This window comes from Nitrosospira sp. NpAV, assembly GCF_000832065.1.
Lineage (GTDB): Bacteria > Pseudomonadota > Gammaproteobacteria > Burkholderiales > Nitrosomonadaceae > Nitrosospira.
The window spans coordinates 176,707-202,167 of record NZ_JXQM01000019.1 but is presented as its reverse complement, the minus strand read 5'-3'; the positions used below and the strand labels follow the sequence as shown (position 1 = coordinate 202,167).

The 25,461-nt window shown below is 57.5% G+C and carries 14 protein-coding genes; 11 read left to right on the top strand and 3 right to left on the bottom strand.

What is annotated here, in order from left to right; genetic code table 11:
* The first annotated feature begins 27 nt into the window (after nt 1-27).
* From SQ11_RS12025 to SQ11_RS12005, 5 genes are all read left to right on the top strand, one after another.
* Complete coding sequence (locus tag SQ11_RS12025; RefSeq protein ID WP_041514388.1) at nt 28-3,633, top strand: hypothetical protein; 3,606 nt, start codon at nt 28-30, stop codon at nt 3,631-3,633.
* A 9-nt stretch (nt 3,634-3,642) separates the two neighbouring features.
* Nucleotides 3,643-8,562 carry a hypothetical protein gene (locus SQ11_RS12020; RefSeq protein ID WP_041514387.1) on the top strand — a complete coding sequence of 1,640 codons (4,920 nt, stop codon included), beginning with the start codon at nt 3,643-3,645 and terminating at the stop codon, nt 8,560-8,562.
* Between the two features lie 22 nt (nt 8,563-8,584).
* Nucleotides 8,585-10,519: a hypothetical protein gene (locus tag SQ11_RS12015; protein WP_041514386.1), complete on the top strand. Its 1,935-nt coding sequence runs from the start codon at nt 8,585-8,587 to the stop codon at nt 10,517-10,519.
* Between the two features lie 326 nt (nt 10,520-10,845).
* Complete coding sequence (locus SQ11_RS12010) at nt 10,846-11,361, top strand: DUF3015 domain-containing protein (RefSeq protein WP_041514385.1); 516 nt, start codon at nt 10,846-10,848, stop codon at nt 11,359-11,361.
* A 22-nt stretch (nt 11,362-11,383) separates the two neighbouring features.
* Nucleotides 11,384-13,348, top strand: a complete 1,965-nt coding sequence (locus SQ11_RS12005; RefSeq protein ID WP_232297992.1) for a DUF4105 domain-containing protein — start codon at nt 11,384-11,386, stop codon at nt 13,346-13,348.
* Between the two features lie 64 nt (nt 13,349-13,412).
* Here SQ11_RS12005 and SQ11_RS12000 read toward each other — a convergent pair whose 3' ends face one another.
* The gene (locus SQ11_RS12000; RefSeq protein ID WP_052494210.1) at nt 13,413-14,309 is read right to left on the bottom strand and encodes a c-type cytochrome; all 897 of its coding nucleotides are present in this window, start codon (nt 14,307-14,309) and stop codon (nt 13,413-13,415) included.
* A 270-nt stretch (nt 14,310-14,579) separates the two neighbouring features.
* Between SQ11_RS12000 and SQ11_RS11995 the strand changes: the two genes are divergently transcribed.
* From SQ11_RS11995 to SQ11_RS11970, 6 genes are all read left to right on the top strand, one after another.
* Entirely contained in the window at nt 14,580-15,194 is a 615-nt protein-coding gene (locus SQ11_RS11995; RefSeq protein ID WP_041514384.1) for a TetR/AcrR family transcriptional regulator, read from the top strand.
* A gap of 2 nt (nt 15,195-15,196) precedes the next feature.
* Nucleotides 15,197-17,764: a PEP/pyruvate-binding domain-containing protein gene (locus tag SQ11_RS11990; protein WP_041514383.1), complete on the top strand. Its 2,568-nt coding sequence runs from the start codon at nt 15,197-15,199 to the stop codon at nt 17,762-17,764.
* 141 nt (nt 17,765-17,905) lie between these two features.
* A complete protein-coding gene (locus tag SQ11_RS11985) occupies nt 17,906-18,403 on the top strand; it encodes a VOC family protein (protein WP_041514382.1) in 498 nt (165 codons plus the stop codon).
* Nucleotides 18,404-19,085: 682 nt separating this feature from the next.
* Entirely contained in the window at nt 19,086-21,206 is a 2,121-nt protein-coding gene (locus SQ11_RS11980) for a hypothetical protein (protein ID WP_041514490.1), read from the top strand.
* 56 nt (nt 21,207-21,262) lie between these two features.
* Nucleotides 21,263-21,622 (top strand): hypothetical protein, encoded by a 360-nt coding sequence (locus tag SQ11_RS11975; RefSeq protein WP_041514381.1) that lies wholly within the window; start codon nt 21,263-21,265, stop codon nt 21,620-21,622.
* Between the two features lie 427 nt (nt 21,623-22,049).
* Nucleotides 22,050-23,264, top strand: coding sequence for an ATP-grasp domain-containing protein (locus tag SQ11_RS11970; RefSeq protein WP_041514380.1), 1,215 nt, complete (start codon nt 22,050-22,052; stop codon nt 23,262-23,264).
* Nucleotides 23,265-23,279: 15 nt separating this feature from the next.
* Here the strand turns inward: SQ11_RS11970 and SQ11_RS11965 are convergent, their stop codons facing one another.
* Nucleotides 23,280-24,554, bottom strand: a complete 1,275-nt coding sequence (locus SQ11_RS11965; protein ID WP_041514379.1) for a glycosyltransferase family 4 protein — start codon at nt 24,552-24,554, stop codon at nt 23,280-23,282.
* A 281-nt stretch (nt 24,555-24,835) separates the two neighbouring features.
* Entirely contained in the window at nt 24,836-25,423 is a 588-nt protein-coding gene (locus tag SQ11_RS11960) for a hypothetical protein (RefSeq protein WP_041514378.1), read from the bottom strand.
* Nucleotides 25,424-25,461 lie beyond the last annotated feature (38 nt).

Genomic DNA, 25,461 nt, shown 5'->3' with positions numbered 1-25,461 from the left:
CGCTGAAGAAGAACAGGAGAACATCATATGGCGGTTTCCTACCAGTTCCTGCCGTGGGTGCGGCGCGGCCTTACCGTTGCACTGGCCAATCCCGACAACCTCGGCGTCCAGCCGTTGCTGCCCGCCCGCGCCAGCGCGCCCGTAGGGGTAACGCTGGCCGGCCCCAATGCCGGGACGCTGATCAATCCGCTGCAGATGGCCCTGCATGGGCCGGGCGATGTAACCGGCATCGACACACGGCTGGTGCTGCGCACCGATCCCAAGCCGCAAGCGTGCAACTTCGAGCCGAACTACCTCGCCATCATCGATTTCGACCCGCCCGATTTCCCCTGGATGCTTACCCCCGCACAGGCCAATGCGGACGACCGGCTGCGTCCCTGGCTGGTGCTGGTGGTTCTTGACCGTGCCCGGACAGGCGTACCGAAAATGCCGTCAAACGGGCCATTGCCGACCATACGCGTTTCTGGTGCGGATGTGAAGAGCGAGTTGCCGGGGCTCGGGGAATCGTGGTCGTGGTCGCATGCGCAAGTTGTCAGCAAAGCGGCCGACAACATCGGCATTCAGTCGGACCTGCAGCATGATCCGGCGAGTAATGTGTCGCGCCTGGTTTGCCCACGCCGATTGGAACCCAACAAGGATTACGTTGCCTGCGTGGTCCCGGCGTTCGAGCCGGGGCGGCTGCGCGGCCTCGGTCTGGCGGATGCCAATCCGGCAGGCATGGCGACACTGGGTCCCGCATGGGATACAAACATCGCCGCCGACGTGCTGCTGCCAGTGTATTTCCACTGGGAATTTTCCACCGGCCCCGCCGGCGATTTCGAGTCGCTGGCGCGACGCCTGCGCACCCCCAAATACTATAAGAACACGCCGACCGGTGATGCGCTTGCCCAGGTGGGTACCGCGCCCATGCGCGTCGATGACCTGCTCAACGGCTCCACGCCGGGTCTCGAGGCGACGATGGAAGGCGCGCTGGTGCCGCTGAGCTATACGCCGGGAGCGCCGCCCAACGGTACACAGGCTGACAGCCTCGCCATCATCGTCAACACGCCCCAGGAAAATGTCGTCAACCCGGTCGGTAACGGCAGCACCAACGCGGCGGGACGCCGCCTCGAAGTCAAGCCGCCGATGATCGGCGCGTGGCATGCCAGGAAGCATCAGGCGGCCAAGACGGAATTTGGCAAGCATTGGGTGGCCGATCTGAACCTCAACCCACGCTATCGCGGCGCGGCTGGCTACGGAGCGGAAGTGGTGCGGCAAAACCAGGAGTCGTTTGTCGACGCGGCCTGGGACCAGATCGGCACCATCCTTGATGCCGAGATGCGTTTTAATTTGACGCGCTTGGCAATTGAGGCGCAGCGGGCGCTCAAGGCCAAGCATTTCGATGTGCTGGCGCCCGAGCGGTTGTTGCAGGTGATGGGGCCGGCGCTGCCGCGCATCGAGGCGCTGGCGGGCGATGGCACCCGGTTCAATATCGCCGGGCAGATCGGTTCGCTCGGTGGCCAGATCGACCGTTCCAGCCTGCCTGCCGCCATGGTAGACACCGCGCTTCGCCGGGCCATCAGCCCGGCGCGCCGTTCGCTACGCATGGCGTCGCGCTTGACCCGCACCCTTGAAACACTGCCTGCGCAGACCGCACGCTACGTGGATGTCATGGCCCGTGCAAGCGGCAAGCCGGCTGCTTTCAGCGTCAACGCATTCTTGCCCGACGGTATCCTTAGCACCAAGGCATTCGCTACCGTCGACCTGGGCGGCGCACCGGGGAGAACGCTCGATCTCAGCGCATCCGGCCTGGGCCGCCGGTTTACGGTGGGCCAGGTGAAGCAGATGAATGCCGCCGCGGGGCAGAGTACGGACTTGCTAAAACGCGGCGGGGTGCCCGAGCTGAAGATTCGCAGGGGCCAGGGTGTTTTTACCGACCTGCATGTCGAGCGTTTCGGCCTGTTGGCCGCCGCCGCACCAACAGTGCAATCGACCGATTGGATCGTGGTGTCCAACTCGATCCAGGCGTTGGGCGGGCGTGGGGTTCAGGGTATTTTGATCGAAGCGCATCGCGAGTCCGGCCGCCTGCAGTTCGGCACGGTGAGCCTGGATGCGCGCAGCGGCGGGGTACGGCTGGACAAGCCGGTTATGCGCGCATTCGACCGCTTGCGCCGCGAAATCACGGCCCGGGATGCGGAATTGCCATTGGCTGGCATCAAGCTCGGCAACCTGCGGATAGCCGACATCCGGAGGTTCGACACCGCAGGGGTGTTCGCAGCCTTGCCGGTGAATGCATTGGCATCCACCCCCGGTGCCGCGCCGGTCAATTTTGCGCTCAACGAGAATTTCGAATTTACCGGCAGGCCAGCCGCGGGGCGGGTGTCGCCAACGGTGTCGCTGACCATGCCACCTGTATTGCGCGACCGCGATATCCTGCAGCGCTATGCGGTGGCCACAGGCGGCACGCAAAACGCCTGGCGGGATGCGTATGTGGTGAGCCGCGTGGTGGTGAAGCCGGTGGATTTCGGCATGGCCGGGGCGGCGGCGATCATCCGCTTGCGCACGCAACCCGAAGCGACACTCTCGGCGCGGCTTGCCTCCATGGTTTCAGTATCCAACCTGGCGGCAAACGCCGCCAACGAATTTGTTGCGGCGCACCTGTCGCTGACCGATGCGCTGGCCCGCCAGCGCTTCATGATCCCCGTGCTGTTCGACCGCGTGATGGCCTGGCCCAAGCTTCCGGAACCTTTATATGAACGCCTCGCGAAGTACGACAAGAATGCCTTCATGCCCGGCGTGGATGATATTCCGCAAGACCTGGTGATGTTGGTTCGAGTGAATCAGCATTTCATCGACAGCTTCATGGCCGGCGCCAATTTCGAGATGAACCGCGAATTGCTGTGGCGCGGCTTCCCGACCGATTTGCGCGGCACGCCGTTCCAGCGCTTCTGGGGACGTCAGCAACTGGGTCCGGCACCGGCTTATCCATTGATCCCCCTCGATGATATGCAGCCGATGCATTTATGGGGAGCGCAACCGCTGGGCAACCGTGCCGACCCGATCGCCGGCGATCCCGACCGGGTGGCGCTGCTGGTGCGTGGTCAGTTGTTGCGGCGCTACCCGAATACATCGGTCTACGCATGGAAGAAAACCAGCAACGCCAACACGCTGCTGAAAGACGCGGAAGGCCAGCGGCCCGACGGCGCGGTCGAATTGCCGGTATTCTCCGGTGTGATTGGTGAAGACATTACTTTCTTTGGCTTTGACATCGACCACGACCAGATAGAGAAATGGTGCTTCGTGCTCGAAGAGCAGATGACCGAGCCGCGCTTCGGGTTTGACGTCGCGGATCCCGTCGCCGGCCAGCCGGGGCGCAAGCGGCGTCCGGTGCTGCTCGACACGTTGGTGAAGCTGGAAGCCAACGTCGCCGCACCGCTCTACAAGAACTATAACCCTTACAAGGCCTTGTCGTGGACAAATGTGGATGTGCAGCCGGGCGCTTTCGCCAGTGTGGCGAACCTGGTGCAGGTACCGAACAAGCCGTTTGCCTCGTTCCCGACGCTGACCACTACACCCACGGCCGCCGAAGTCGCGAAGGCGTTGCTGCAAGAGCCGTTTCGCGCGTATTTCATCGGATCCGACCTGAAGACCTGAGGAGATCTCATGCCGTTATTGAATCTGAACCTCGATGCCATCCAGCGTGCCCGCGGCGAACTGGCTCAGCAACGCGACACGCAGCGTGATGCGGGCGTGAAGCTCAAGCAGGCGCAAGCCAGCCTTGACGACTTGCTGCGCAGCGGTGCGGCCGAAGCGCTGGTAAGGCGCCAGCAACGCAGCGTGCAAACCTTGCAGGGAGGCGCGCGCGACGCAATGGCCGGTACTGCCAAGCGCCTGGCCGGGCTCAAGGAGCTGTCGGAGCAGTTGCTGGCGCAGCGCGACCCGGCGGTGCTGGTGCAAGCCTTGTCATCGGCGCATCCGGTGATGCTGCTGCCGGTGGCGGTTCAGACGCGCTACACCGATGACGCTTCGTTGCTGATGGTGCGCGTTTACCCGGATGTCATTCACGCCTTTGGTCACGAGCCGGGCCTGACGCCTGCCGAGGTAAGCGAAGGCAAGCGTTACTGGATGCAGCGTTTCGCCGAGCCGCAGGATGCGGAGTCGCCCTGGAAACAGATTGTGCGTATCTACCCGCCCGCGCGCGCCGCGTGGATCGTGCGCAGCACGACGCCCGGCAACATCGCGCAGATCGGCCAGGCACCGAATGGCGAGCGAGTGGCGCCAGCGTTCGACGATGGGTCGATTCCCCTTGCGAACACCGATACGGCGACGGTTTACGCCACCGCCCTGCCGGATCGCTTCGTCGTCATCGGCCAGGCGGGAGGCCGCGAGGTATTTCGCAAGTGGGGCCGGCCGGTGGCCGATCTGCTGCCGATGTCACCGGCATTTGATCCGTTACTCGTCGATGATCCGGAGCAGCACCATCCCTTTGGCGGCGATCGTGCGTGGATGGTCAATTACCCGGCCGCGCTCGATGCCGGCATGGCCATCAATATTACGCAAGCGGATTTGAAGGCCGGCGCGAAAATGCGTGACCGCATCGATCGCCTGATCGTGCTGGGTGTCGACTGGACACAGACGCCCGAGTCGGCGGCCGCCCTTATCGCCACGTTGCTGGATAACCATCAGCACAGCGGCGGTCTGAAGTTCGTGGCCCAGGGTACGCCGACCAACAATACCGCAAGTACGCGCGCCGGCTTCGCGGCCAACGGCGCCGATGCCGCAGCTGAGCTGCATCCGGAAAATGCGGACGCACGAGCCGCTGCCGCGGCGGTCGAGCTCGCGAGTGCCGGTGCGCGTCTGCAGCGCCTGCTGGGCTTGCCTGCCGAAGTGTTCGACGCCGGCATCATTCCGGGCGCCGATCTGGCCGAGGGCGCCACTGCGGGCCACATGCTCAATGCGCTATGGAACGCCACGCTGGGTTATACCTTACGTTATTTCTGGAACCCGTTATCCAGCGCCAACAGTTTGATTGACGACGCGGCAAACGAACAGCTGCGCGCCTGGGCGGTGCGCTACCTGCGTGCGGGCGGCCCGTTGTCGGCGCTACGCGTGGGCAAGCAGCCCTATGGCATCTTGCCGGTCACCTCGCGCAACTATGTGCCGCCCGCCAATTCTCCGCTGGAGCGTGAGCTGGCGCAGGCCGAACAATGGTTCCGCAATTTCTGGGACAGCGCGATTCCACGCGTCCCCACCTTGCGTGACCCGAACGCCGAAAATCTGCATCAGGTGCTGGCGATGCAACCTTGGGCAACGGCAAAACGCTACTGGGAGGTGGCCGGCCCGGCGACGATTGCCAATTATCCCGACATTGCGCCTTTTGCCCAGTTTCAGGGCCTGATGCTGCGTGGATTGATTGCCGACTTGCTCGACCAGCAGTTATTTGAAACCAAGATTCCGTTCCTTTCTCTTTGCGCGGTGCGCCCGAAACCGCACGCCATGGATGCCGTGCCCTGGGTGCAGCGCGACCCTGATCAGCCGCAACGCGAACTCGATGGCGCCGTCATGCTCAAGCGTAACTACATCGCAACGTTGTTGCAGTTGCTGACACAAGCCACCAGCAATATCCGCTCGCCGCTCGCGGCGATGCAGAACGGCGAATCGCTGCTCGAGGCGATGCTGGGCTTCGCGGCCGACGAAGAGGTGTTGCAGTCCGGCCACGATTTGTTTTACGGGCACCTGCAAACCATCGGCACCTTGAGCGTGGAACTGAAAAATCAGGCAAAACGCTTTCGCACCGCCGAGTACATCGGTGTGGACAGCAGTACGCTGGTGGGCGACCAGATTGACATCAACAATGCGCGGGCGGTGCTGGGCCTCAAACTCACCGGCACTACCGGCCAATTGTCGGTGGAAGAGTTTATGGGTTCCAAGCTCGGCATGGCGGCGCAGCTATGGCCCGAGCACATGCGCAACATCGCCAGTTTCAACGATAGCCTGGCTTTTCTCAAAGACCGTACCGCGGGCGAGCTGCAGCAAGCGTTCCGCACCACGCTCGACCTGTTCGCTCACCGCCTCGACGCATGGATCACTTCGCATGCCACCCGCCGGCTCGACGCCATGCGCGAGTCGAAACCCGAAGGCATTCACATCGGCGCGTTCGGCATCGTGGAGGACCTGCTGCCCGACTCATCTCAACGTCCGAGCCAGTCGCTCGACAGCCTGGGCTATGTGCACGCGCCCTCGCTGCAGCAAGCCGCCGCGGTAGCCATTCTGCGCAGTGGTTTTCTGGCCAACCGCCAGGCGGCCGGCAGCGCCTTCGACATCGATCTGCGCTCGCATCGTGTCAAACGGGCGAAACGGTTGCTCGAAGGTCTGGCGAACGGGCAGTCGATGGCTGCGCTATTGGGTTATCGCTTCGAGCGGGGATTGCGCGACAAGGATTTGCCGCAGCATATTCTCGAATTCCGCCGCGTATTCCCACTGCGGCCCGCAGGCAGCAACAGCGGGGACGAGGCGAAAGAAGAAATCGCTGCGCGCGATGTGGTCGATGGCGTGCGCATGATGGACGCCTACCGCAGCAATAAGGCTGCGTTTGCGGTGGCCGGCGTGCCGGCCGCGCTGACGCATCAAGGCGGGGCCATTGCCGATATCATCGACGATCTGCTGGATCAGATGGATTCGGTGTCGGACTTGCTGATTTCCGAGAGCGTATACCAGATGGTGGGCGGTAATATGGAAGGCGCGGGTGCGGCGATGATGACGCTGGATAAACAGACGCGGCCCCCTGAAACGCGCGTGGTGGAGACGCCGCATTCGACGCGGGGCTACACGCAGCGTGTGGTGGTGGCGTTGCAATCCACAGCGCTTGGCGATTGGGCCGGCGTGGCGGATGACGAAATTTCCGCCCGCATGGAGCCGCGTCTGAATGCCTGGCTTGCCCGCCTGCTGGGTGATCCGGCGCGCTACGAGTTTGTCGCCAAGGTATTTGCCCCGCCCGCCGGTCCCGCCGATCCGTGGACGGATACCGGCAAAACGCTGAGCGCCGGTATCGCCGAGCTGGGACTCTCGCCGCTGGCGCTCGTGCTGCAAAGCGAAGCGCAGCAGGGCGGTGGACACAGCGGTGTGCAGGAGCGCCTAGGCACGCTCCTGGGTGCCAAGCTGCGCGCGGAGGTGGGGGGCGATGCCGACCGGATGGCGGTTGTACTGCAGGCCGATGCGACGCAGGCGGATCATATCGGCCTGGTCGCATTCGAATCATTTGCGTGGGTATTGCGGCGGCTGGTGGATAAATCCAGGCCGCTGCGCCGAATGGATATGGTTCAGGCTCGCGACGGAGTCGAGGCTGATGCGACGCAGGACGACGGCGAATTCGCGGGGGTGGATTTGCCGGAACTACAAGGGCGGCTTGCCATCGCCGATGCCCAGGCAGCCGACGCATTGGCGGCACTCGATGCGGCCAGCGATCTTGCCCCCGAGGATCTATCGACGCTCGATCCTGTTGCGCCCGGCACGCAGGCGTTATTCGCCGCTGCACAGGCAGCTCTCGCGAAAGCCTATGTGCTGGGTTGGCGGAGCGCCCTGGCAAGCAACGCGGTTCCGGCTTCGCCCACGGCCGAGGTGCAAGGCGAACAGGTGGCGCCCGGCGATACGGCGGCCCGCGCGGTGGCGCGAGTCCGCGCCTTGCGCGACGAGATGGGCGCGCGCATCAAAACGGCGCAGGAAGCCGCGGTTTCCGAGGGCTTTGGCGGACAGGTGCAGGCGGCGCTGGATCGTATTCATTCCATCATGGGCAAGGCTTTTCCGGTGCTGCCGATGTTTAAGCTGGGCGCCTTTGCGGTCGAGGCCCAGGCAACGCTTGGCGATCGCGATGCGCTGCTGGCCAAGGCGGATCTCGGGAACGATGATGCCGTGATCGCGGGTTGGTTGCCGAAGCTGGCGTGTGTGCGCGAAGCCACCGGCATGCTATCCGATGCGCTCACGGCTGCGGAAGCGCTGGGCGCCGCCACGGGCTATGAGAGCGATGCGCTGGATTTCAAGCTGTTGCAATTTCCACGCGATGCCGCGGCGCGCTGGGCCGCATTGCCACCGGCCACCGGCCAGGATTTGCGCGGAGTGGTAGCCGTGGCGGCCCATGCTCCCGGCGCGCTGGCCACGCTGGACGCCGATGGGGCAATGGCAGGACTCTTCGTCGATGAGTGGATGGAATCGATCCCGTCCGATAAGGAAACCACGGGTCTTGGTTTTCATTTTGACGCGCCCGGCGCGCGCCCTCCCCAAAGCATTCTCATGGCGGTGCCCGCCGATCCGGCGGCGGAGAACTGGACGCTGGACGAGCTGCTCGGGGTGGTGAACGAGGCGCTGGCGCTGGCACGCCTGCGTGCGGTACGCCCCCAGGATTTGCAGGGATTGGGGCTGATACTGCCCGGCATCTTCCTGTCCAACAATTTCAAGCAGGATGTGCCGTCGGTTAATTTCGGCGCGATGCTGGCAAAGAATCTCGATCTGCTGCGTGCGGCCACGAGCCTGGGCAGCGGCGCCGTCACGATGGCGGCGGGTAAGACACTGATGACCGGAAGCGAATGATGTACACCATGAGGACCGCGCAATGAAGATCTCTGCATCCGCCGCTAAAATCACCGCCAGGACGCCGCTCGTCGCGAGACCCGACCCGTCGCATACCACCTGGTCGCGGCTCGAGCCCCTCCCCACCAGCGATGACGTTGCCGAGAGTCTGCAGGCCCGCGTGGCCGATCCCCTCTGGATGCTGGCGCGGCAGTGGCAATTCAATGAATTCCAGGGCGAGGATGCGGGCAGTCCCATCAGCGCGGTGCTGGAGATGGCCGGATTGCCCGTTACCACGCTCGAGCATAATACCGGGGCGGTTGCTGCATTGCCGCTCCCACCCGGGGCTGCGCCGGTGGAGGCGCATGTCGAGCATGAGCAGGTGCTGCCGGTACACCCCAAGCTGAACGCACAAGCCGGGCAACAGCTCATGCGCATGTTGCGCGCCGCCAGCCTGGGCACGACCGTGCAGGCCCTGCTGGACAAATATCCCGCGTCGCTCGCCGCACCGGATGATCCTGTAGCCGACACGGCGGGTTTTGTATGGAATGCATTGCTCAACCAGCGTGCCATCGATGCGCTCGCACTTTCACGTGACCTGAAGGATCTTGCCGGCAGCAGACCTGCGCTCGAAGCATTTGCCAGCGACAGGGGCGTTTCGGTAGGGCAGATAAAAGCTTACTGTGACCTGATGGAGCGCTGGGCGCTGTGGCTCGAAGAATTGGCGCTCGACGGCACCATGCCGGGGGCCAGTGCCTATTGGGAGCCGCAGCGTCTCGAGTACAGTTTTTCACTTGGCGCGCAAGGCGAGGGCGCAGCGGTGCGCCTGCTGGCCGATGAATATACGGATGGACGGCTGGATTGGCATACCTACACGCTTGGGGCTGCAGCAGGGGCGCCAACCGGCCCTTCGGATGCCTTCAGCGTGATTCCGGCGCGCGCGCCCATGCCTGCCGCCGCTCACTACCCCGGCATGCCTGCCGACCGTTATTGGGAGTTCGAAGACGGGCGCGTCAACTTCGGCATGCTTGGAGCCGCCAAGAGCGATCTTGCGCGCCTGGCGGTGCTCGAGTACGCGCTGGTTTTCGGCAACGATTGGTTCGTATTGCCGCTCACCTTGCCGGCCAACGCGTTATATCGCACGACCACCTTCACCGTGCTCGACAATTTCGGCATCGAACTGGCGATTCCGCCCGCCGAGTGGAATATGTACGAGATGAGCCTCGCCGCGGGCGCACCGGTGGACCGGCTCAGCAACACCTTGTATCTCTGCCCGAAACTGGACACACTCGAAGGCCCGCCCCTCGAGCACGTGCTGATGATGCGCGATGAGATGGCCAACCTGGTGTGGGGCATCGAGAAGCGGGTACAAGGCACTTCGGGGGAGCCCATCGACCGCAAGTTCGAAAGTACCCGGCTCTCCACCACCCAGACCCTGCGCCCGCCGCCCGATATGAGCCCGGTGGCGAGTGGCGCGCTGTTGCAGTACCGGTTGCAGACGCCGGTGGCGGCCAACTGGGTGCCGTTCCTCCCGGTGCGCAAGGCGGGTGCAACCCCCGCCAATTGGGCTATCCAATTGCAGCGCGCAGTCGTGACGCACTACTACCAGGTGACCGAAAGCCGTTTGGGCGATCCGCACAATGCAAGTTACAGCGAATTCATCGCCCGGCTTCGCAATAACAGCTTCGTCGAGACCACGCCGGTTCAGGGGGCAGCGGACAATCAGCTGCAAGGTTTCATGTTCCACCCGCGCGGCAGTTTGCTCCGCCTCGATCCAGGCGCCGCTGTCGCCAACGACTATCTGCGCGTTGAAGAAGAGGAAGTGCCGCGTGACGGCATCGAGCTCAAACGCAGCTTCAACTATGCCCGTGATGCCCAGGGGCGTGGATTGCTGTGGATTGGCCGCAGCAAGGTCACCGGCCGCGGTGAAGGCAGCAGCGGGTTGAAGTTCGATGTGGTTTCGAGGGGAAAGACGTGATCCCGGATAGGACTCATGACGAAGCGATGGCTGAAATGTATCGAGAAAATTCAGCTTATTTGTCCATTGCTCAATCGCATTCTTGAGGATGGCGAGTTCACCCTCTACCTTGCAACCCTAAATTATTAAAGCTGAACGCTTTAACTTCCTAAAACTCAATATAAATTTGACAATCCGGGAGACGTTCAGTAAATTCAATTTGGGTTCAGGGAGAGGCCGTTATTTTTCCTGGATCATTTTATGAGTTTTGAAACTGGGTACTTTGAAGCTATTGGGTAGTTAATCTAAATTGACGTGACAGCAACCTCTTTATTGGAGAGAGAATTATGAGACGATATAGTCTGATTGCAGCAGCAGCTTCCCTGTTTTTACTTCCTGTTTCTGTTTTTGCAGCTGGATATGGTGCAGCAGGTTGTGGGCTGGGTTCAATGGTCTTTCAGAACGCACAGAAGAAAGGCGTTGAGCAGATTTTTGCCGCAACAACCAATGGAACCTTCGGGTCCCAAACTTTCGGGATTACATTTGGAACCTCGAATTGCGGCGACCATGGATTAGTAAAGCTGAGCAAAGAACGGGAGGTATTTGCGCAGGAGAATTACACCAGCCTGGTTAAGGAAATGGCGCAAGGCAAAGGTGAAAATCTATACACCCTGGCCAGCTTGTATCAGTGCCCCGCAGCGAAGCACCAGGAATTTGGTGCAATGGTCCAGGAAAAATTTGATACGCTGGTATCAAGCGATAAGACCACCTCGACCGAATTGCTGAGTCAGCTTGAAAAGCAGATCACCAGCAATCCCACTCTGGCAAATTCCTGTAATATCACGCAAGCCGCATTGAATTAAAAAAAACGACGAACGGGTATAGGTGAAAGCCTATGCCCGTTTTTATCATTATTACTCCTACGGTTCCGTTGTGCGGCATATTAGTATTGTCGTTGGGCTGCTTTCCTGGTTTTGCTTTTTTCCTGCCTCTGCTCATTCCAAGCAAAAAGACGCCACCCACTACCTGGCGGAACTGCAACAGCAAGCCAAGCAAAAAAAACTTGCCCATGAGCGCGTTTGGCATCTGCTTTTGAAGTACGACACGCGGCTCCTGGGCGGTATGGTCAGCGAAGCCGATGGGATGGAATTTTTCAACTCTCCCCAGGGGAAAACCGATCCGGAAGCCGAGCTGGCCGCCACGCTCGCCAGCTTCTTCGTTCCGCTGGCCGATGTCGCGGAAGGCAAGGAGCATCCGCAATGCAATTTTCCCGCCCGGTTCAAATGGCTGAATCGGCAACTGTCATTCGACCTCGACCGACTGGAGGTACAGCCATGTGAACGGCTCGACCGCTGGATGGAAAACCTTGACCCAGTCGGGGCCACACTGGTCTTTGCCTCCTATTTCCTGAACAACCCCGCATCCATGTTCGGTCATACGCTGATGCGCATCGATAGCCGCAGGAGGGGCAGCGGCAATAATCTGATGAACTACGGCGTCAACTACGCCGCGGCGACGGACACCGAAAATTCATTCCTTTATGCGCTCAAGGGCTTGACCGGCGCATTCGAGGGCCGTTTCGCCATTTTCCCCTATTACACCAAGGTGCAGGAATACAACAACTGGGAAAGCCGGGATCTCTGGGAATACGAGCTCAAGTTTACCGAAGACCAGTTGAAGATGATGCTGCTGCACCTATGGGAGCTGGGTGGCACCTATTTCGATTATTACTATTTCCAGGAAAACTGCTCTTACCATGTACTTGCCCTGCTGGAGATCGCCAACCCCGACCTGCGATTGAAAGATTCGTTTTTTTTTAGCGTGATCCCCACCGATACGGTAAAACTCGTGATGGCGCAGGAAGGCCTGGTAAAAAATATCGTATACCGGCCCGCGGTGCTCAGCCAGATGAACGATAAGCGCCTCAAGATGATCAAGCGCGAAAAAAAGATATTGGAAAAGCTGGTCAAGGGGAAAATTTCGCCGGAAAGCACCGCTTTTGTAAATCTTTCCCCTAAATCGCAAGCGCTCGTGCTGAATGCTTACATGGATTACCTGCAATACCAGAGCATGCAGGAAAAGAGCGACAAGGAAATAAAAATACCCCGTTCGGTTTTGTCGGCGAGAAGCCGGTTGCCCACTACCGAAGATGTCGCGGGGGGCATCACCCACTTCTCGACCCGGCCGGACCAGGGGCATGGGACAGACCGCTTTCGCGTGGGTTTCGGCCACAATTCGCACGAACCCTTCATGGAATTTGCCTATCGCCCAGCCTACCATGATTTAATGGCGAGGGATGTCGGCTACGATAAAAATTCGGAAATCATATTCCTGGATTTCGCGCTTCGATATTACATGGATTCCGACCGGATAAGGCTGGACCGGGCCAAGATACTGTCCATCACCTCCCTCACCCCCTACGATCCCCTGCTTCCCAAATACTCCTGGCGCCTGGATGTTGGGCTCAACACCCTCAGGGATCGCAACTGCAATTATTGCAATGCCGTCAATGTCACGTATGGGAGAGGCATGTCTTATCGTCCGGATTTTTTCTCGCCCCTGCTGTTATATTCCTTTGTGGATTTGAAAGCGGAATTTTCGGATCACCTGAAAGAATATTCCCGTGTTGGCGGCGATATGGAGGTGGGCGCGTATTACGATGTCACTAAAAATTTGAGGGTCAAACTTGCCGGCAGTTACCAGGTTTTTTTGCTGGGCGACAGCAAGCGTTTCTTCACTTCTCAGTTTTTAACCCGTTATGCGCTCTCGCAGAATCTTGACGTGCGGGTGGAATTGAACCGCTACGACCATTACAACGAAGGCGTTTTTTCAGTCAATTACTTCTTTTAGATTGCTGACGGGAGATCGAGGGGGGGAGTGACCCTGAATCAAGACCGTGTCAAACGCGCGCGTGTTATCGGGTTCCTGACTGCGGCATCCCGGAAGCGGATGATCCTGCCGGGGCGCGCTTTGCAATACTCATTACCTTGAGATACAGGATCAGTTCTTCCGCAACCTTTTCCCGATTGGGAATCCCCCTCGCAAGCCCCGGCATCGTCGTGTTGTGCCGGATGGTTTGGGGATTCTCGATCCAGCGCTTCAGGTACTCAGGCTTGATGTATTCGACCACGCTGACCGGATAATTGAGTTCCGGCGCCTTGCCACCCCCCTCGCCATTGATCGTATGGCATGCCATGCAGTGCTTGCGAAAATGCGTGAATCCCCGCTGTACTTCCACGGAGGCATTTGCCGGGGGAGCCATATTGGGAAACGGAGCCACGGACTTGACCTCGACGCGCTTGATCTGGTAGGGCATATCCGAGGCGCCGGATTCAAGCAGTTCTTTGGAGTTGATATTGTCCCAGATCAGGTACAACGGTCCGAGTGGTACGATTTCGTTGTTCTGTAGCGTGTTGGTCATCGTGAATGGCGCGCCATTCTCATGGGCGAAGGCCAAATAAGCATCATGGGCGAGAAACTTGGCTACGGGCACGCTTGGCTGGTATCCGTCGATGGAAGTGAATGCGATCTCCTGTGCCTTTCTCCACTCTTCGCCGAATACCTTGTCCAATACCGGCCGGGCCGGGAAAGCGCGATAAATGCGTTCCGCATTTTCGTGCGCTTCAAAAACCTTCAGCGAGACCGCTGGCGTGATGGCGCCAAGATCTTTCAAAGAAAGTGTTTTGACGGATTGATCCACACCTTTGAATTCGATGGTTATCGGATTTTGTGCAAATGCTGGCGCAAGAGATAAAGCGCTGGCAAGCAGGCCACAGAGGACATGTCTTAAAACTTGGGGGATGCTTCGCATTCTCTTTCATCCATTCTTAAACCCAAAACCTGCCTTACGTTGTTAGCACACTCAGCGGTAATGGGCTTTCTCGCGCGTTATTGCAAGATTACCCTAGCGGCATATGCAAAGCCAGAGATTAAACCTTAATTTTTATTTATGTGCGTGAAGGAGCTACACAGGCATTGCAATAAATAAATGAACGTCGTATATTTATATACATAGTTTACCTTATTAAGGTCGAGATTACTCCAATGGGCCGTCGGCGGCATAAATCCAGCAGGGATAAAGATGCATATCGCGAACCATTTCGTTGAGCCTGGCCGCCGCGAGCGTAAGCGTCTGCAGTTACTCGATTTCTTGGCGGATACGGCCTGGACATTGTTTGAAAGCGAGGGTTTCGCGGCGGTGACCATGGAGCGCATTGCCGATGCGGCGGATGTCGCCAAGGGGACGCTGTACAAGCATTTCCCGGCCAAGGAGGCCTTGTTGCGGCATCGTTTCCATCGAGAACTGGAAAAGGCATGGCCCCAAGTTTTGGCTGATATTGTTGCCCTGCCAAATTTCGAGGGCCAATTGCGGGCTTTTCTGGAACGCAGCGCCGCATGGTCCCAATCGCATCGTGCCTACCTGCTGCCCTACGTACAGTTCCGGCTGAGCGAGCCACGCCGGCTGGATGCCGGGTCGCGCAGCGGCCTGGATCGCATTTTTTGCCATTTTATTGCACAAGGACAGGCAAGCGGAGAGTTCTGCGCAGTGCGTGAGCCAGACGTATTGGCGGTTTACCTGGAATTTCTCTATCTGGCGGCGCTGTTGCGATGGTTGCTGCATGAGGATCTGTCATTGACGGAGGAATTTTCCCGGATGCTTGATCTCTTTCTATTTGGACTGAGGCCACGGTCATAATCATGGCAGCGCAACCTGCGATACTCGACTGGCAAGGCGTTCTGGCCGCCGATGTCGATCCGGCGGCGGTGGGAGGCAAAGCCTGGCAATTGGCGCGGCTGAAGCGGTTTGGTCTGCCGGTGCCGGAGGGGCTGGTGATCCCCGCCGGGTGGGGCACATCACACATGGATGGGGAGCCTTTTTCCCCTGAATTAGCGGGCGCATTGCAGGAGGCTCTGGCCGCCCGTGGCTGGTTGAATGCGCCGCTGGCTGTGCGCTCTTCGGCTGCCAGAGAAGACTCGGCCAAGGCTTCTTTCGCCGGCATATACCGCTCTTGCCTGAATGTATGCGGCATGGAGCAGGTGCAGGCGGCTATCCGCGAGGTCTGGTCCTCGCTGTGGTCCCCGGCGGCGCTCGCTTACCGGCAAAAACTGGGGCTGGATACAGGCGATGTGGAACCCGGCATGGCGGTGATCATCATGCCCTTGCTCCCCGCCATTGCCTCCGGCATCGCTTTTACCTGCGACCCTATCAGCGGCCGTGACGATCGGCTGGTCATTCACGCGCAATGGGGCCTGGGCGAGGCGCTGGTCGGTGGGCAGACAGATGGCGATGAATACGTCTTTGCCGAAGATCCGCTCGATGATCACTGGACATTGCTTCACCGGCGCATGGGCGGCAAGGCAGCCAAAGCCGTCACCCGGCCGGGTGGTGGAACGGCAATGACCGCCACACTGGCAGCTGAAGCCGGGGCTTTCGTGCTTTCTTCCGATCAAGCGTCGCATCTGGCCGAGCTACTGCGTGATGCCGCTGTCGCGCTGGATTTCGCCAACCCCTTCTACGATCTGGAATGGGTGTGGGATGGCGACCGGTTTTGGCTGACCCAAGGCCGGCCGGTTACCGCGAGGCCCCGTTACACCTATGCCGCATTGCAAACTCAGCCCGCGTATTGGACGCGCGGCAACACCTGCGAGGTGGTGCCTGAGCCGCTGTCGCCCATCGACTGGAGTAATTCACGCAAGCTCGTCAATGGATTGCTGACGCAGGGCTACCTGCTGGCCGGCTACCCGGTGCTGCCAGGGGCGCAACGTGCCGGGCTCTTTCACGGCCGGCTTTATCTGGCGCTTTCCTTGTTGCAATGGGAATGTTTCGATGCATTGGGCATCGGTCCCAAGGCGGTGAATATGCTGATCGGCGGCCATCAACCCGAAATTGCAGTGCCCGCGACAAGTCTTGGCGGCCGTCTTGCACGTTTGCGACGGGTATTGCGTTATGCGATGCGTTCTCCGGCCCAACGCCGCCAGGGCATGCAAGCCGTTGAGCGCGCGATGATTGAAGCGGGCCAGTGGCGTAAAAGAACGCCACCCGGGAATGCGGAAGGATTGCGGACGGAAATCCTGCGCCAGTTTCGTGCAGGGCGGGACGCGATCGATTTATTTTTTTTGCAGGGTTCCGGCGGCGGGAGCCTGTCGATGCTGGTCGAGCAGTTAGACAAGTATTTTCCGGGAGAGGGACATGCGCTGGGCACCGCCTTGCTCGCGGGCGGCGAGCCGAGCGTGACGGCGCGTCAAGGCTATGAGTTGATGGCCCTGGCACGCTTGTCACGGGAAATTACCTTGCGAGAAAACCATGAAGCTTCGGGTAACCATCAGCGCGACTGCTACCGGGAAAATCCGGAATTTCGGCGAGCTTTTGATGTATTTCTTGAGCATTACGGCCACCGGGGATTGTATGAAACCTATTTCCGCAATCCGCGATGGCGGGAAGCGCCAAAGTATCTGCTGGCATCATTGGGGCAGCTGGCCGAAGTCGATGAAACGGCGTTGCGGGCTCGCCAGCAGACAGCCGTAGCCGAAGCACTGGCGCGCATCAAGGCTGGTGTGCCATTCTGGAAGCGGATGTTTATCGAGGGGTTGGCGAAAGCAGCACGCCAGGAATGCAACCAGCGGGAAGCCGCACGCAGCGCGCTGGTCGCCTATATGGAACCGGAACGCCAGCTGTTGATGGCCGCCGGGCGCTACCTGGCCGGGCAGGGGGCGCTGGCGCGGGAAACGGACATTTTTCAGCTCATGCTCTCCGAGATATTGCGTGCGCTAAGCGGCGACATTCCAGCGGCCGGCGTGGGGGCACGCGTGGCCGAGCGGAATGGATTGTTCGAACAGTGGTCAAGGGAAGCAGCGCCGGACGTTCTGGTCGAGGCTGCACGGCATTCGACGCCGGGCTGGCAGGCACAAGACGCCGTTGCGCCAGATAATGATTCATCACGCTGCCAGGGCATACCCACCGGCACAGGCCGTGCCCGAGGAAAAGCTTGTCTTCTGCGCCATCCGTCCGAGGGCTACAGGTTGCAGCCGGGCGATATTCTCGTTGCTCCCTCCACCGATCCCGGCTGGACGCCGCTTTTTCTCAGCGCGGGCGGGCTGGTGGTGGAGACGGGTGGCTATTTGTCGCATGGCGCGATTGTCGCTCGTGAATTCGGTATTCCAGCAGTGGTCAACCTGCCCGGCATACTCGCCCGGATCAAGGACGGGGACAGGGTGGAAGTTGATGGTACGAGTGGTGTGGTGACGTTGCTTGAGCCGGAAAGGTGACCGCCAGTGAAACTGGGTAGGGTAGCCCAAGGTGTGAAAATAATTTTAATTCGCTGTTTTGTCGATATCGGTGTTTCGCAAACGACTAACCGATAGTATGGTCATTCATATTTATTACCCATCCCGACTGGAGAAAACGTCATGTCAAATACTCAAAAGATCACCCCTTGTTTATGGTTCGACAATCAGGCTGAAGAAGCGGTTGAGTTTTATACTGGCATTTTCCGGAATTCAAGGATTCTGAATATTTCCCGCTATGGAGAAGCCGGACGCGAGGTGCATGGAAGACCAGCGGGATCGGTAATGACCGTTGAGTTTGAACTCGATGGGCAGGCATTTACCGCGCTTAACGGTGGCCCGATATTCAAATTCAACGAGGCCGTCTCGTTTCAGGTCGATTGTGAAACCAAGGAAGAAGTGGATTACTACTGGGAGAGACTGTCTGCAGGCGGAGACGAAAAGGCACAGCAGTGCGGCTGGCTGAAGGATAAATATGGAGCGTCCTGGCAAATCATTCCCAGCGTGTTGGCCAAAATGATGAGTGATCCCGATCCGGAAAAGTCGGGAAGGGTCATGGAGGCGATACTCCGCATGAAGAAGATCGATGTCGATGAATTAGTGCGGGCGTATGCCGGCTAGCTTTTTCGCGCCGGAAATTCTCGATTTTAGTGTATGTATGGGCGGCAGATGCAGCCTCCCTCGCGTTCTTACCTGGCTTGCTTTAATCCAGATAATTCAGCAGGCGGCAAACTGACTGTCTGCGCTTGGGCAGGTTCAGAAAGCCGCTCAATGGATTTTATCCGGGCTAAACAACTCTGTTGCTCGACGCTTCGGCAGCGCTCCATTGCGGGGCTGCCATTGAGGCGAGACCATTCTAGCCTCCAGCATATTTTATTCATGCATCCCGAGCGGATATACCGTTTGCGGAAGGGTGAGAACATCCGGTTTACGGTTGCTCGCTACCCTCATTCCCAAAAACCGCACTTCATATCGCTACCCGGTCTAGACTGAATTTCAGCAGGCTCGGTAGCGCATCCTCAGTCGCTATTGTCGAAAAATAGCGATACCCTTTGCTCAACTTGTTTGCCTGACCCTGAAAGCAATAAATTATTGCAATGATCGATTTTCCGGTCATCCTTCTGCAGAGGCTAAACGTTATAGGCGGAAAGTTATCGTGAGAGATTAAGTCGCATGAAAATGGTTGGGGGTTGTCCTGATCGCATCCTTCAGGGATGCCCCTTACGCCATCTAGGGATATTTGCTGCCTTGACGTTCATATGTTTGCAGAAAGGAAATGTTATTTCATGAAAAGAACTCGAACATGAAACGCTCGTTGCTTGCTTCAATGACAATTTGGCTTACTTTAATTGCCGTGGCGTCGCCCGCGTTTGCCGATGATGCCGTCAAACTTAGAATATTGGTCGTCACGACAGGAGAGGTAGCGGAAGATCTGGGGTTCGCCTACATCAAGCCAGTCCTTGAGCAAATGGGAGTGCCCTATGATGTATTAAATACCGGTATCCAGGATTTAACGGCTGCAATGCTCGCCTCTACTTCCGCCGGAGTTGCCTGCAAGACAGAGGATGCGGGTTGTATAGGTAACTATAATGGCATCATCCTGACAGACGCCGACCTGACTCCGCGCTTCACGCCGGCGCAATGGGACATTCTGCATGATTACCAGAAAGGCTTTGGCGTCCGTCAAGCGGTACTGTCAGGATGGCCGGGCACTTACCGCGATCCGGAGGCTCCTTATGGAGTCTACCTGGATTATGGCCTTGTCTATTCGTCCAGTTCAACCGACTATGTTGCGCAGTGGACAGTGCCTGGCGCGTACAGCAAGGAAGTTTTTGAATATGTGAACCGGACTCATCCACTTCCGATTACGGACTTTGCCTTCGCCGCCACTCCTCGAAATGATGCCAATGGCCTGCGGGACGGTTCCATCCCGCGTGTTGAGCCGCTGCTGAAAACCCAGAATGGTGAAGCATTGGTATCGATCGTACGATACATGATGCCTTCCCGGGCAACACCGGTACGCGAGGTTATGATTTCGACGATTACTCATGCCCCCTTCCTCGTCCATTCAAATGTTCTTGCCTACGAGTTCGTCAACTGGGTGACGCAAGGGGTGTTCATTGGCGCGCGCCATGTTCATATGGCTGCCCATTCGGACGATTTGTTTCTTGCCAATAGTCTATGGGATCCCACCCTCAAGAGAAATAATCCTGCCAATACTTATCGGTTGAAAGGCGAGGATATCAACAATGCGGTGAGCAAACAGACCGCCTTTCGTGCCGCGCATCCGGCAGCCGGTACCTTTAAGCTGGATTTCGCATTCAACGGATCCGGGGCGGTGATAGATCCCCAAGCGACGACATTGGCTGCAAACTTGACGGAAGACCTGGTAGCGGCGGTGGTTGCCAACAAAATGCATTTCCGTTTCATCAACCACACCTATACGCATGCAGACATGCATAAGGCGCCAGCCACGGCTGATGCGCGTTGTGATTACGCCGCCTTTACCACTATAGAGGCCATCCAGGCGGAAATTATCAGGAACCGGCAAGTCTGGGAGCTTTTGGGTCTTCCCGAGGAGAGCCAGAACAGCCGGGTGCTCGTAAGCGGCAAACACTCCGGCCTGAAAGATCCCAAATGCACCGATGATATCGCCATGCATCCGGAGATGTTCAATGTCCAGGCTGACGATGTGCCATTTGACGAGGGTGGGGCCAATCCGCTGTTTCTTCAGGCCGCAGCCAAGGCTGGCGTGGACTATCTTGCCTTCGATTCATCGCAGCGGGCGCAGAATGTCGAGCGGTATATCGCCCAGTATGACGATGGCAGCCAGAAGGATCGGCTGGCGTTGCCACGCTGGCCCGCCAATATTTTCTATAATGTGACGAATCCCCTCCAGTTGGAAGATGAATACAACTATCTGTTTCACTGGCGATTTGTAAGTACCGGGCAAAATCCATGTGAAATACCGGAAGCGCTTTGCACCCCCCGGAATTATGCGGAAATTCTCGTGGCTGAAGCCGATATCGCATTGCGGCACATGCTGACCTTCAATAAGTGGCCGCATTTTTTCCATCAGTCGAACCTGGCCAAATATGATGAGAGCGGTAATACGCTCCAGTTTGACTGGTTGAATGCTGTCTTCACGGAATACGAGCGGCTGTTTAACCTGCCGGTCAAGAATTATCCCTATTATCTGATTGGCGACTATACGCAGGAAAGCCTCAGCACTAAATCCGCGGCTATTCAAGCGACATGGAATCGCACGATCAATCAGGTTACGCTATCGGCAGACAAGGCCGTACCCAATCTGCTCGTTACGGGACTCTCGGGCGGAGACTTGTACGGGGGCCAATTTATCGGCCGGATTTCTGTGGGTACCAACTCCACGGCATTTCCAGTCGACCGGGGGCTGGCTCAGTGAGCATCTGCCTCTCCCCAATCTTTTTGGCAATGCATAACGATTAGGAGAATTTTTAGATGGAACACCGCATTCACTCGACCGGGATCATACTTGCCCTGCTGATTGTTGCCATGACAGTAACGACTGGCGCTGGTGCGTCGGAGCTGGCATATGCGGCCCCAGTAGGCGCTGCGAAATCGTCACTCGATAAAGAAAAGGGTAATGCGATACTTCAACCAGCCGATGATGAGATGACGAGAAAGAAGATCCGCAAGGAAAACGACGAGAAATCAAAGGCCCGGGAACCGCTGTACACCCGGCAGGCAGGATCTCTGGCTAAGCATTATAGGGAGACGGCGGCGATGGTGGCGCGCCAGGGCGGTGACCCCAAGCCGCTCCTTGACGCCACTGCTTATTTCGAGGGTCAGGCTAAATGATCTCGTTTTTCCCGGCGGGCGCCCACTGGCTATGCTGATTGGTCAAACGCCGGCGACTGTCATCATGGTATCGAAGAACGTGTTGCCGATTGTGGCGTGAATCATACGGTTGTCGTCGGCAGCAAACCTTGGATCCCAAGTGATCACTGACGGGTCTCATGCAAGGCCTGATTTGTCGTGCGTGGCCACGTAGAACTCCTTCCTCTAAGCTGTTATCAGGCATTCGCCACCGGCCAACAGCAAAATTCAAAAGAAAAATAGCTGTAGGAATCTACAGCTTGTCGGGCGCACGAAAAAGGCTAGAATCGAAAACAGTTCCGATTTTTTACTTGATGCCGAGTATCAGATCCTCAAAGTAATTCTTCTCCTGGCGGCTCGGTGACGGCTTCCAATCATGACGCTTCAATCTGGAAACGCGACAACTAAAATGCATAAGCTCGAGGCTCTTTTGATAGGTGGCGCGTGGCCAGAGTTGATGATGACCGCACTGAATTTACTAACACGAACGGGATTTACCGTTGACGTAATTTCGATCAATCCCCTTTTTAAAAGAAATAAGTCGATAAGAGATTATTTTCTTGCAAAACAGAATGATGTTCTTTTGAAAATCGCTTCGGAAAAGATAAAAAAGGAATACTCTCTCGTCGTGATCGGAGATGATCCCACCTTGGGAAAAATATTGCATTCCGATCTTTCCACCGATGAAAAGTTGGCATTGCTTCCCGTTACCTCAAAGGAACATCTTGCGCATGTCTTCTCAAAAATCGGCTTATCCCAGGTTTTTAGGAAAAATGGACTGCTTACGCCTGATTTCCGGATCGCCAACGATGAAAACGGACTAAGGGATGCTGCAAGAGAATTGGGTTACCCTTTATTCATCAAGCTTGATTCCGCTTCGGGAGGCACCGGGATATTCGAAAGCTCGGATCCTGGCGATCTGGAGGATGCGATAGGGAGAGTCAAGGCTTATCCCGTTCTGGTACAAAGGAAGGTACAAGGCGTCGAGGTATCCATGGAAGCTTTTTATCAGAATGGAAGGCTCATTCATTTTGCCTATTCTCTCCAGGAAAAATATAAGTATAGATTTGGTCCAACCATGGTCAGGCGTTACGTACAGCTTTCCCAATTGGAGCAAAAGGTTTTTGATGATCTTGGGTTGCTGGGTAGAGCCTTGGGAGCGCACGGTTTCGTGAATATCAGTTCCATTCGCTCCAATATTGATGGGAATCTCTATTTCTTTGAGGCCGATATGAGGCCGAACTTATGGCTTGCTCACCCGCGTTATTTCGGCGACGATCCGGCCAGGATAATCCGCACGCACTTTTTGACAGGCGCAACGCTGGAGCAGCCCTATCCCTTTGACATTCGCTATCCGCCGGAAATCCTGCTGCCTCATGCTTTAAGAATAGGATTGAGCGACCTGCTCTTAAACCGTTATCAAGTCTGGAAGCATCTTCCCGAAAATTTTTTTTATTTTATGTTGCGTTACCGGTTATGGGGCGGGGTCAGACAAAATATAGTCGTGCTATATAAAAGTCTCGTGCCGAAACCCTACCGGGCAATCATCAAAGCATATCTCGCGTCCATGAAATACTCCCTTTCAGGCGGTCATAAGACGCCGGTGATCAGGCGATCGGATTAGGTTAACTGGAGTAGCTCAGGAGCCACTGTGATGCCCGGGCATGTGCCTATGTTTAAAAGTGGCTTCTTGGGCAGATACTTCCGCTGGATTCTCTATCCCGGGCATGCAAGACATAACCGGTTCATCAATGGAAGAACGCTGTATTGCGGTACCTGATGAGTTTGGCGCCACCTCTGACAAAATCCCAAGGATTTCCCGCGCATATCGGTCCTGAGTAAACCGGTTCGCTGCCCATCGTTGAGCGGCCTGTCCGATCCGATGGGCTTCCTCCGGATTATCGTGCAAGAACTGTATCTGTTTCGCGAGATCCTCTATGTTTTCCCACTCGTAGAGAAGGCCTGTTTGTCTATGCTGAATGATTTCCGTGGTGGCTCCTCTCGCGCTTCCTATCACGGGCTTCCCCGCGAGCATCGCTTCCACCGCGACGCGGCCGAAAGCCTCCCAGCGGGAGCATACGAGTACCACATCCGCGTTCTGGATAAGAGGCAGGGGGTCCGCAGCATAGCCGTGAAACGTTACGCGCTGCGTCATGCCGAGATTTTCCGCGTGCTGCACCAATTGCTTGCGGTAGCGCTTTCCATCATCCCCCACCAGCAGCAAATGCGCATTGATGTTCCTGCCTGCTAATTGCGCAAGCGCGGAGATGGCTTGGTCCTGTCCTTTCCATGGATGCAGCGATCCGATGATGATGCACTGGAAAAAAATCCGCTTCGGGATCGGTTCAGGTGAGCGGGAATTGGCGCGCGGGGTAACGGACTGGTAGACGACACGGATTTTGTCCGGATCAGGGAGATGCTTATAGTCGTTCTCGACGGAACGGGATGTCACAATAATCGCAGCCGAGAGGCGGTTCAGGAGATAAGAGGTTGTCTGATCGCCCAGATCGAATTTCTGGCTGGGATTATGCTTCAAGGATTCGTGCGAATGCCAGACGTGAGGTATGCGTATCAGCTGCGCGGCCAGCGCACCGACTCCGATCACGACGGTATTGGTGTAGACGACATCCGCCTTCCATTTTCTAATTATCCAGGCTACCCGGACGCTCATAAGTGCCGTCTTCAGCAGGCGCATCACGCGGGAAGGAAGCCATTTGGGGCGAGACATCCAAACGGGATAGCCGATGATCCGCCATTCAATATCCAGGCGCTCAAGCTCGTCGAGAAGCGGCCCCTTCTTTGGGACCAGCACCAGGACTTCAACACCTGAGCAAAGTAGTCCCTGCAGCAGCTCGAGTAAGGCTAATTCGGCACCGTACCGCCCGGCGGAATGGGAAATAAAACATACGCGCATGGATGATTGCCCTGGCCCCCTGGAAGCACGGGAAGTAAAATCGACAAATGGAAAAATGGTTTATCGCCACTCGATTTCGCGAGTGCCGCCATGCTTATTAAGCATGACAATCGACGGGAGGGATAGCTGTAAGAAGTTACAGGGTATGAAACAGCGAAAGCGAATTAGAGTAATTGATCGATGCGCCCGATATGCTGCAAGAAGCATTCAACCGCCATGGTAGGCCGGAAAAGGGGGTGAAACCCGGGTGCCGGGACCCGAGAAGGTTGCGAGCCGTGCCATTAACCGCAACACCAGCCGATTGCCACTACGCCCACAGCTGCTGCCGGGATGTTTCTAGTAGCGGCAGCCGCCCCAACCAAGAACCCGAGTATTGCGCAGCCACCTGTAGAACCCTCGCAGGTGAGTTGAACGGTGGGTGGCTTACCAGCCACGAAATCAGTTAGCGCCTTGTCAGTAATTTCCCGATACTGGGATATTATTGAGTTGACCGCTTTTGGAAGATCAGCGATATGACCCCCCAAATCAGGATGCTGGCGGTGCCATCGCTCAAGAGAATCTCGCAGTTCCTTACTCAAATTCTTGTTCTTGCATGATTTCTTGATGTACTCGCTGATCTCATCTGAGAAACGGGACAAGTATGGACCGGCGCGGAGATTTGCATCCTCCGCTTTTCCAAATACCCTATCCGCCTCGCGAGCAAGAATGCGGGCCAGTTGATCGCGGCTCTCAAGCAGGTCTTCGTCATAAGTCTTGATCGTCTCCACCAATATGGCTTCAAAATCAAGTACGCGACGCAAATCCTGCGCGGCCTCGCTTATGATCAGCCTGTCGCCAAGCTGAAGTGAAGTTAATTTCCCGGATGTCATCAATCATCTCCTTTTCATGAGCGCGAACTTCGACAGTA

Coding starts and splice junctions, on each gene's coding strand:
- SQ11_RS12025 (WP_041514388.1), top strand. CDS start 28: ATGGCGGTTTCCTACCAGTTCCTGCCGTGGGTGCGGCGCGGCCTTACC.
- SQ11_RS12015 (WP_041514386.1), top strand. CDS start 8,585: ATGAAGATCTCTGCATCCGCCGCTAAAATCACCGCCAGGACGCCGCTC.
- SQ11_RS11980 (WP_041514490.1), top strand. CDS start 19,086: ATGAAACGCTCGTTGCTTGCTTCAATGACAATTTGGCTTACTTTAATT.
- SQ11_RS11975 (WP_041514381.1), top strand. CDS start 21,263: ATGGAACACCGCATTCACTCGACCGGGATCATACTTGCCCTGCTGATT.
- SQ11_RS12020 (WP_041514387.1), top strand. CDS start 3,643: ATGCCGTTATTGAATCTGAACCTCGATGCCATCCAGCGTGCCCGCGGC.
- SQ11_RS11960 (WP_041514378.1), bottom strand. CDS start 25,423: ATGACATCCGGGAAATTAACTTCACTTCAGCTTGGCGACAGGCTGATC.
- SQ11_RS11995 (WP_041514384.1), top strand. CDS start 14,580: ATGCATATCGCGAACCATTTCGTTGAGCCTGGCCGCCGCGAGCGTAAG.
- SQ11_RS12000 (WP_052494210.1), bottom strand. CDS start 14,309: ATGCGAAGCATCCCCCAAGTTTTAAGACATGTCCTCTGTGGCCTGCTT.
- SQ11_RS11970 (WP_041514380.1), top strand. CDS start 22,050: ATGCATAAGCTCGAGGCTCTTTTGATAGGTGGCGCGTGGCCAGAGTTG.
- SQ11_RS11985 (WP_041514382.1), top strand. CDS start 17,906: ATGTCAAATACTCAAAAGATCACCCCTTGTTTATGGTTCGACAATCAG.
- SQ11_RS12010 (WP_041514385.1), top strand. CDS start 10,846: ATGAGACGATATAGTCTGATTGCAGCAGCAGCTTCCCTGTTTTTACTT.
- SQ11_RS11965 (WP_041514379.1), bottom strand. CDS start 24,554: ATGCGCGTATGTTTTATTTCCCATTCCGCCGGGCGGTACGGTGCCGAA.
- SQ11_RS11990 (WP_041514383.1), top strand. CDS start 15,197: ATGGCAGCGCAACCTGCGATACTCGACTGGCAAGGCGTTCTGGCCGCC.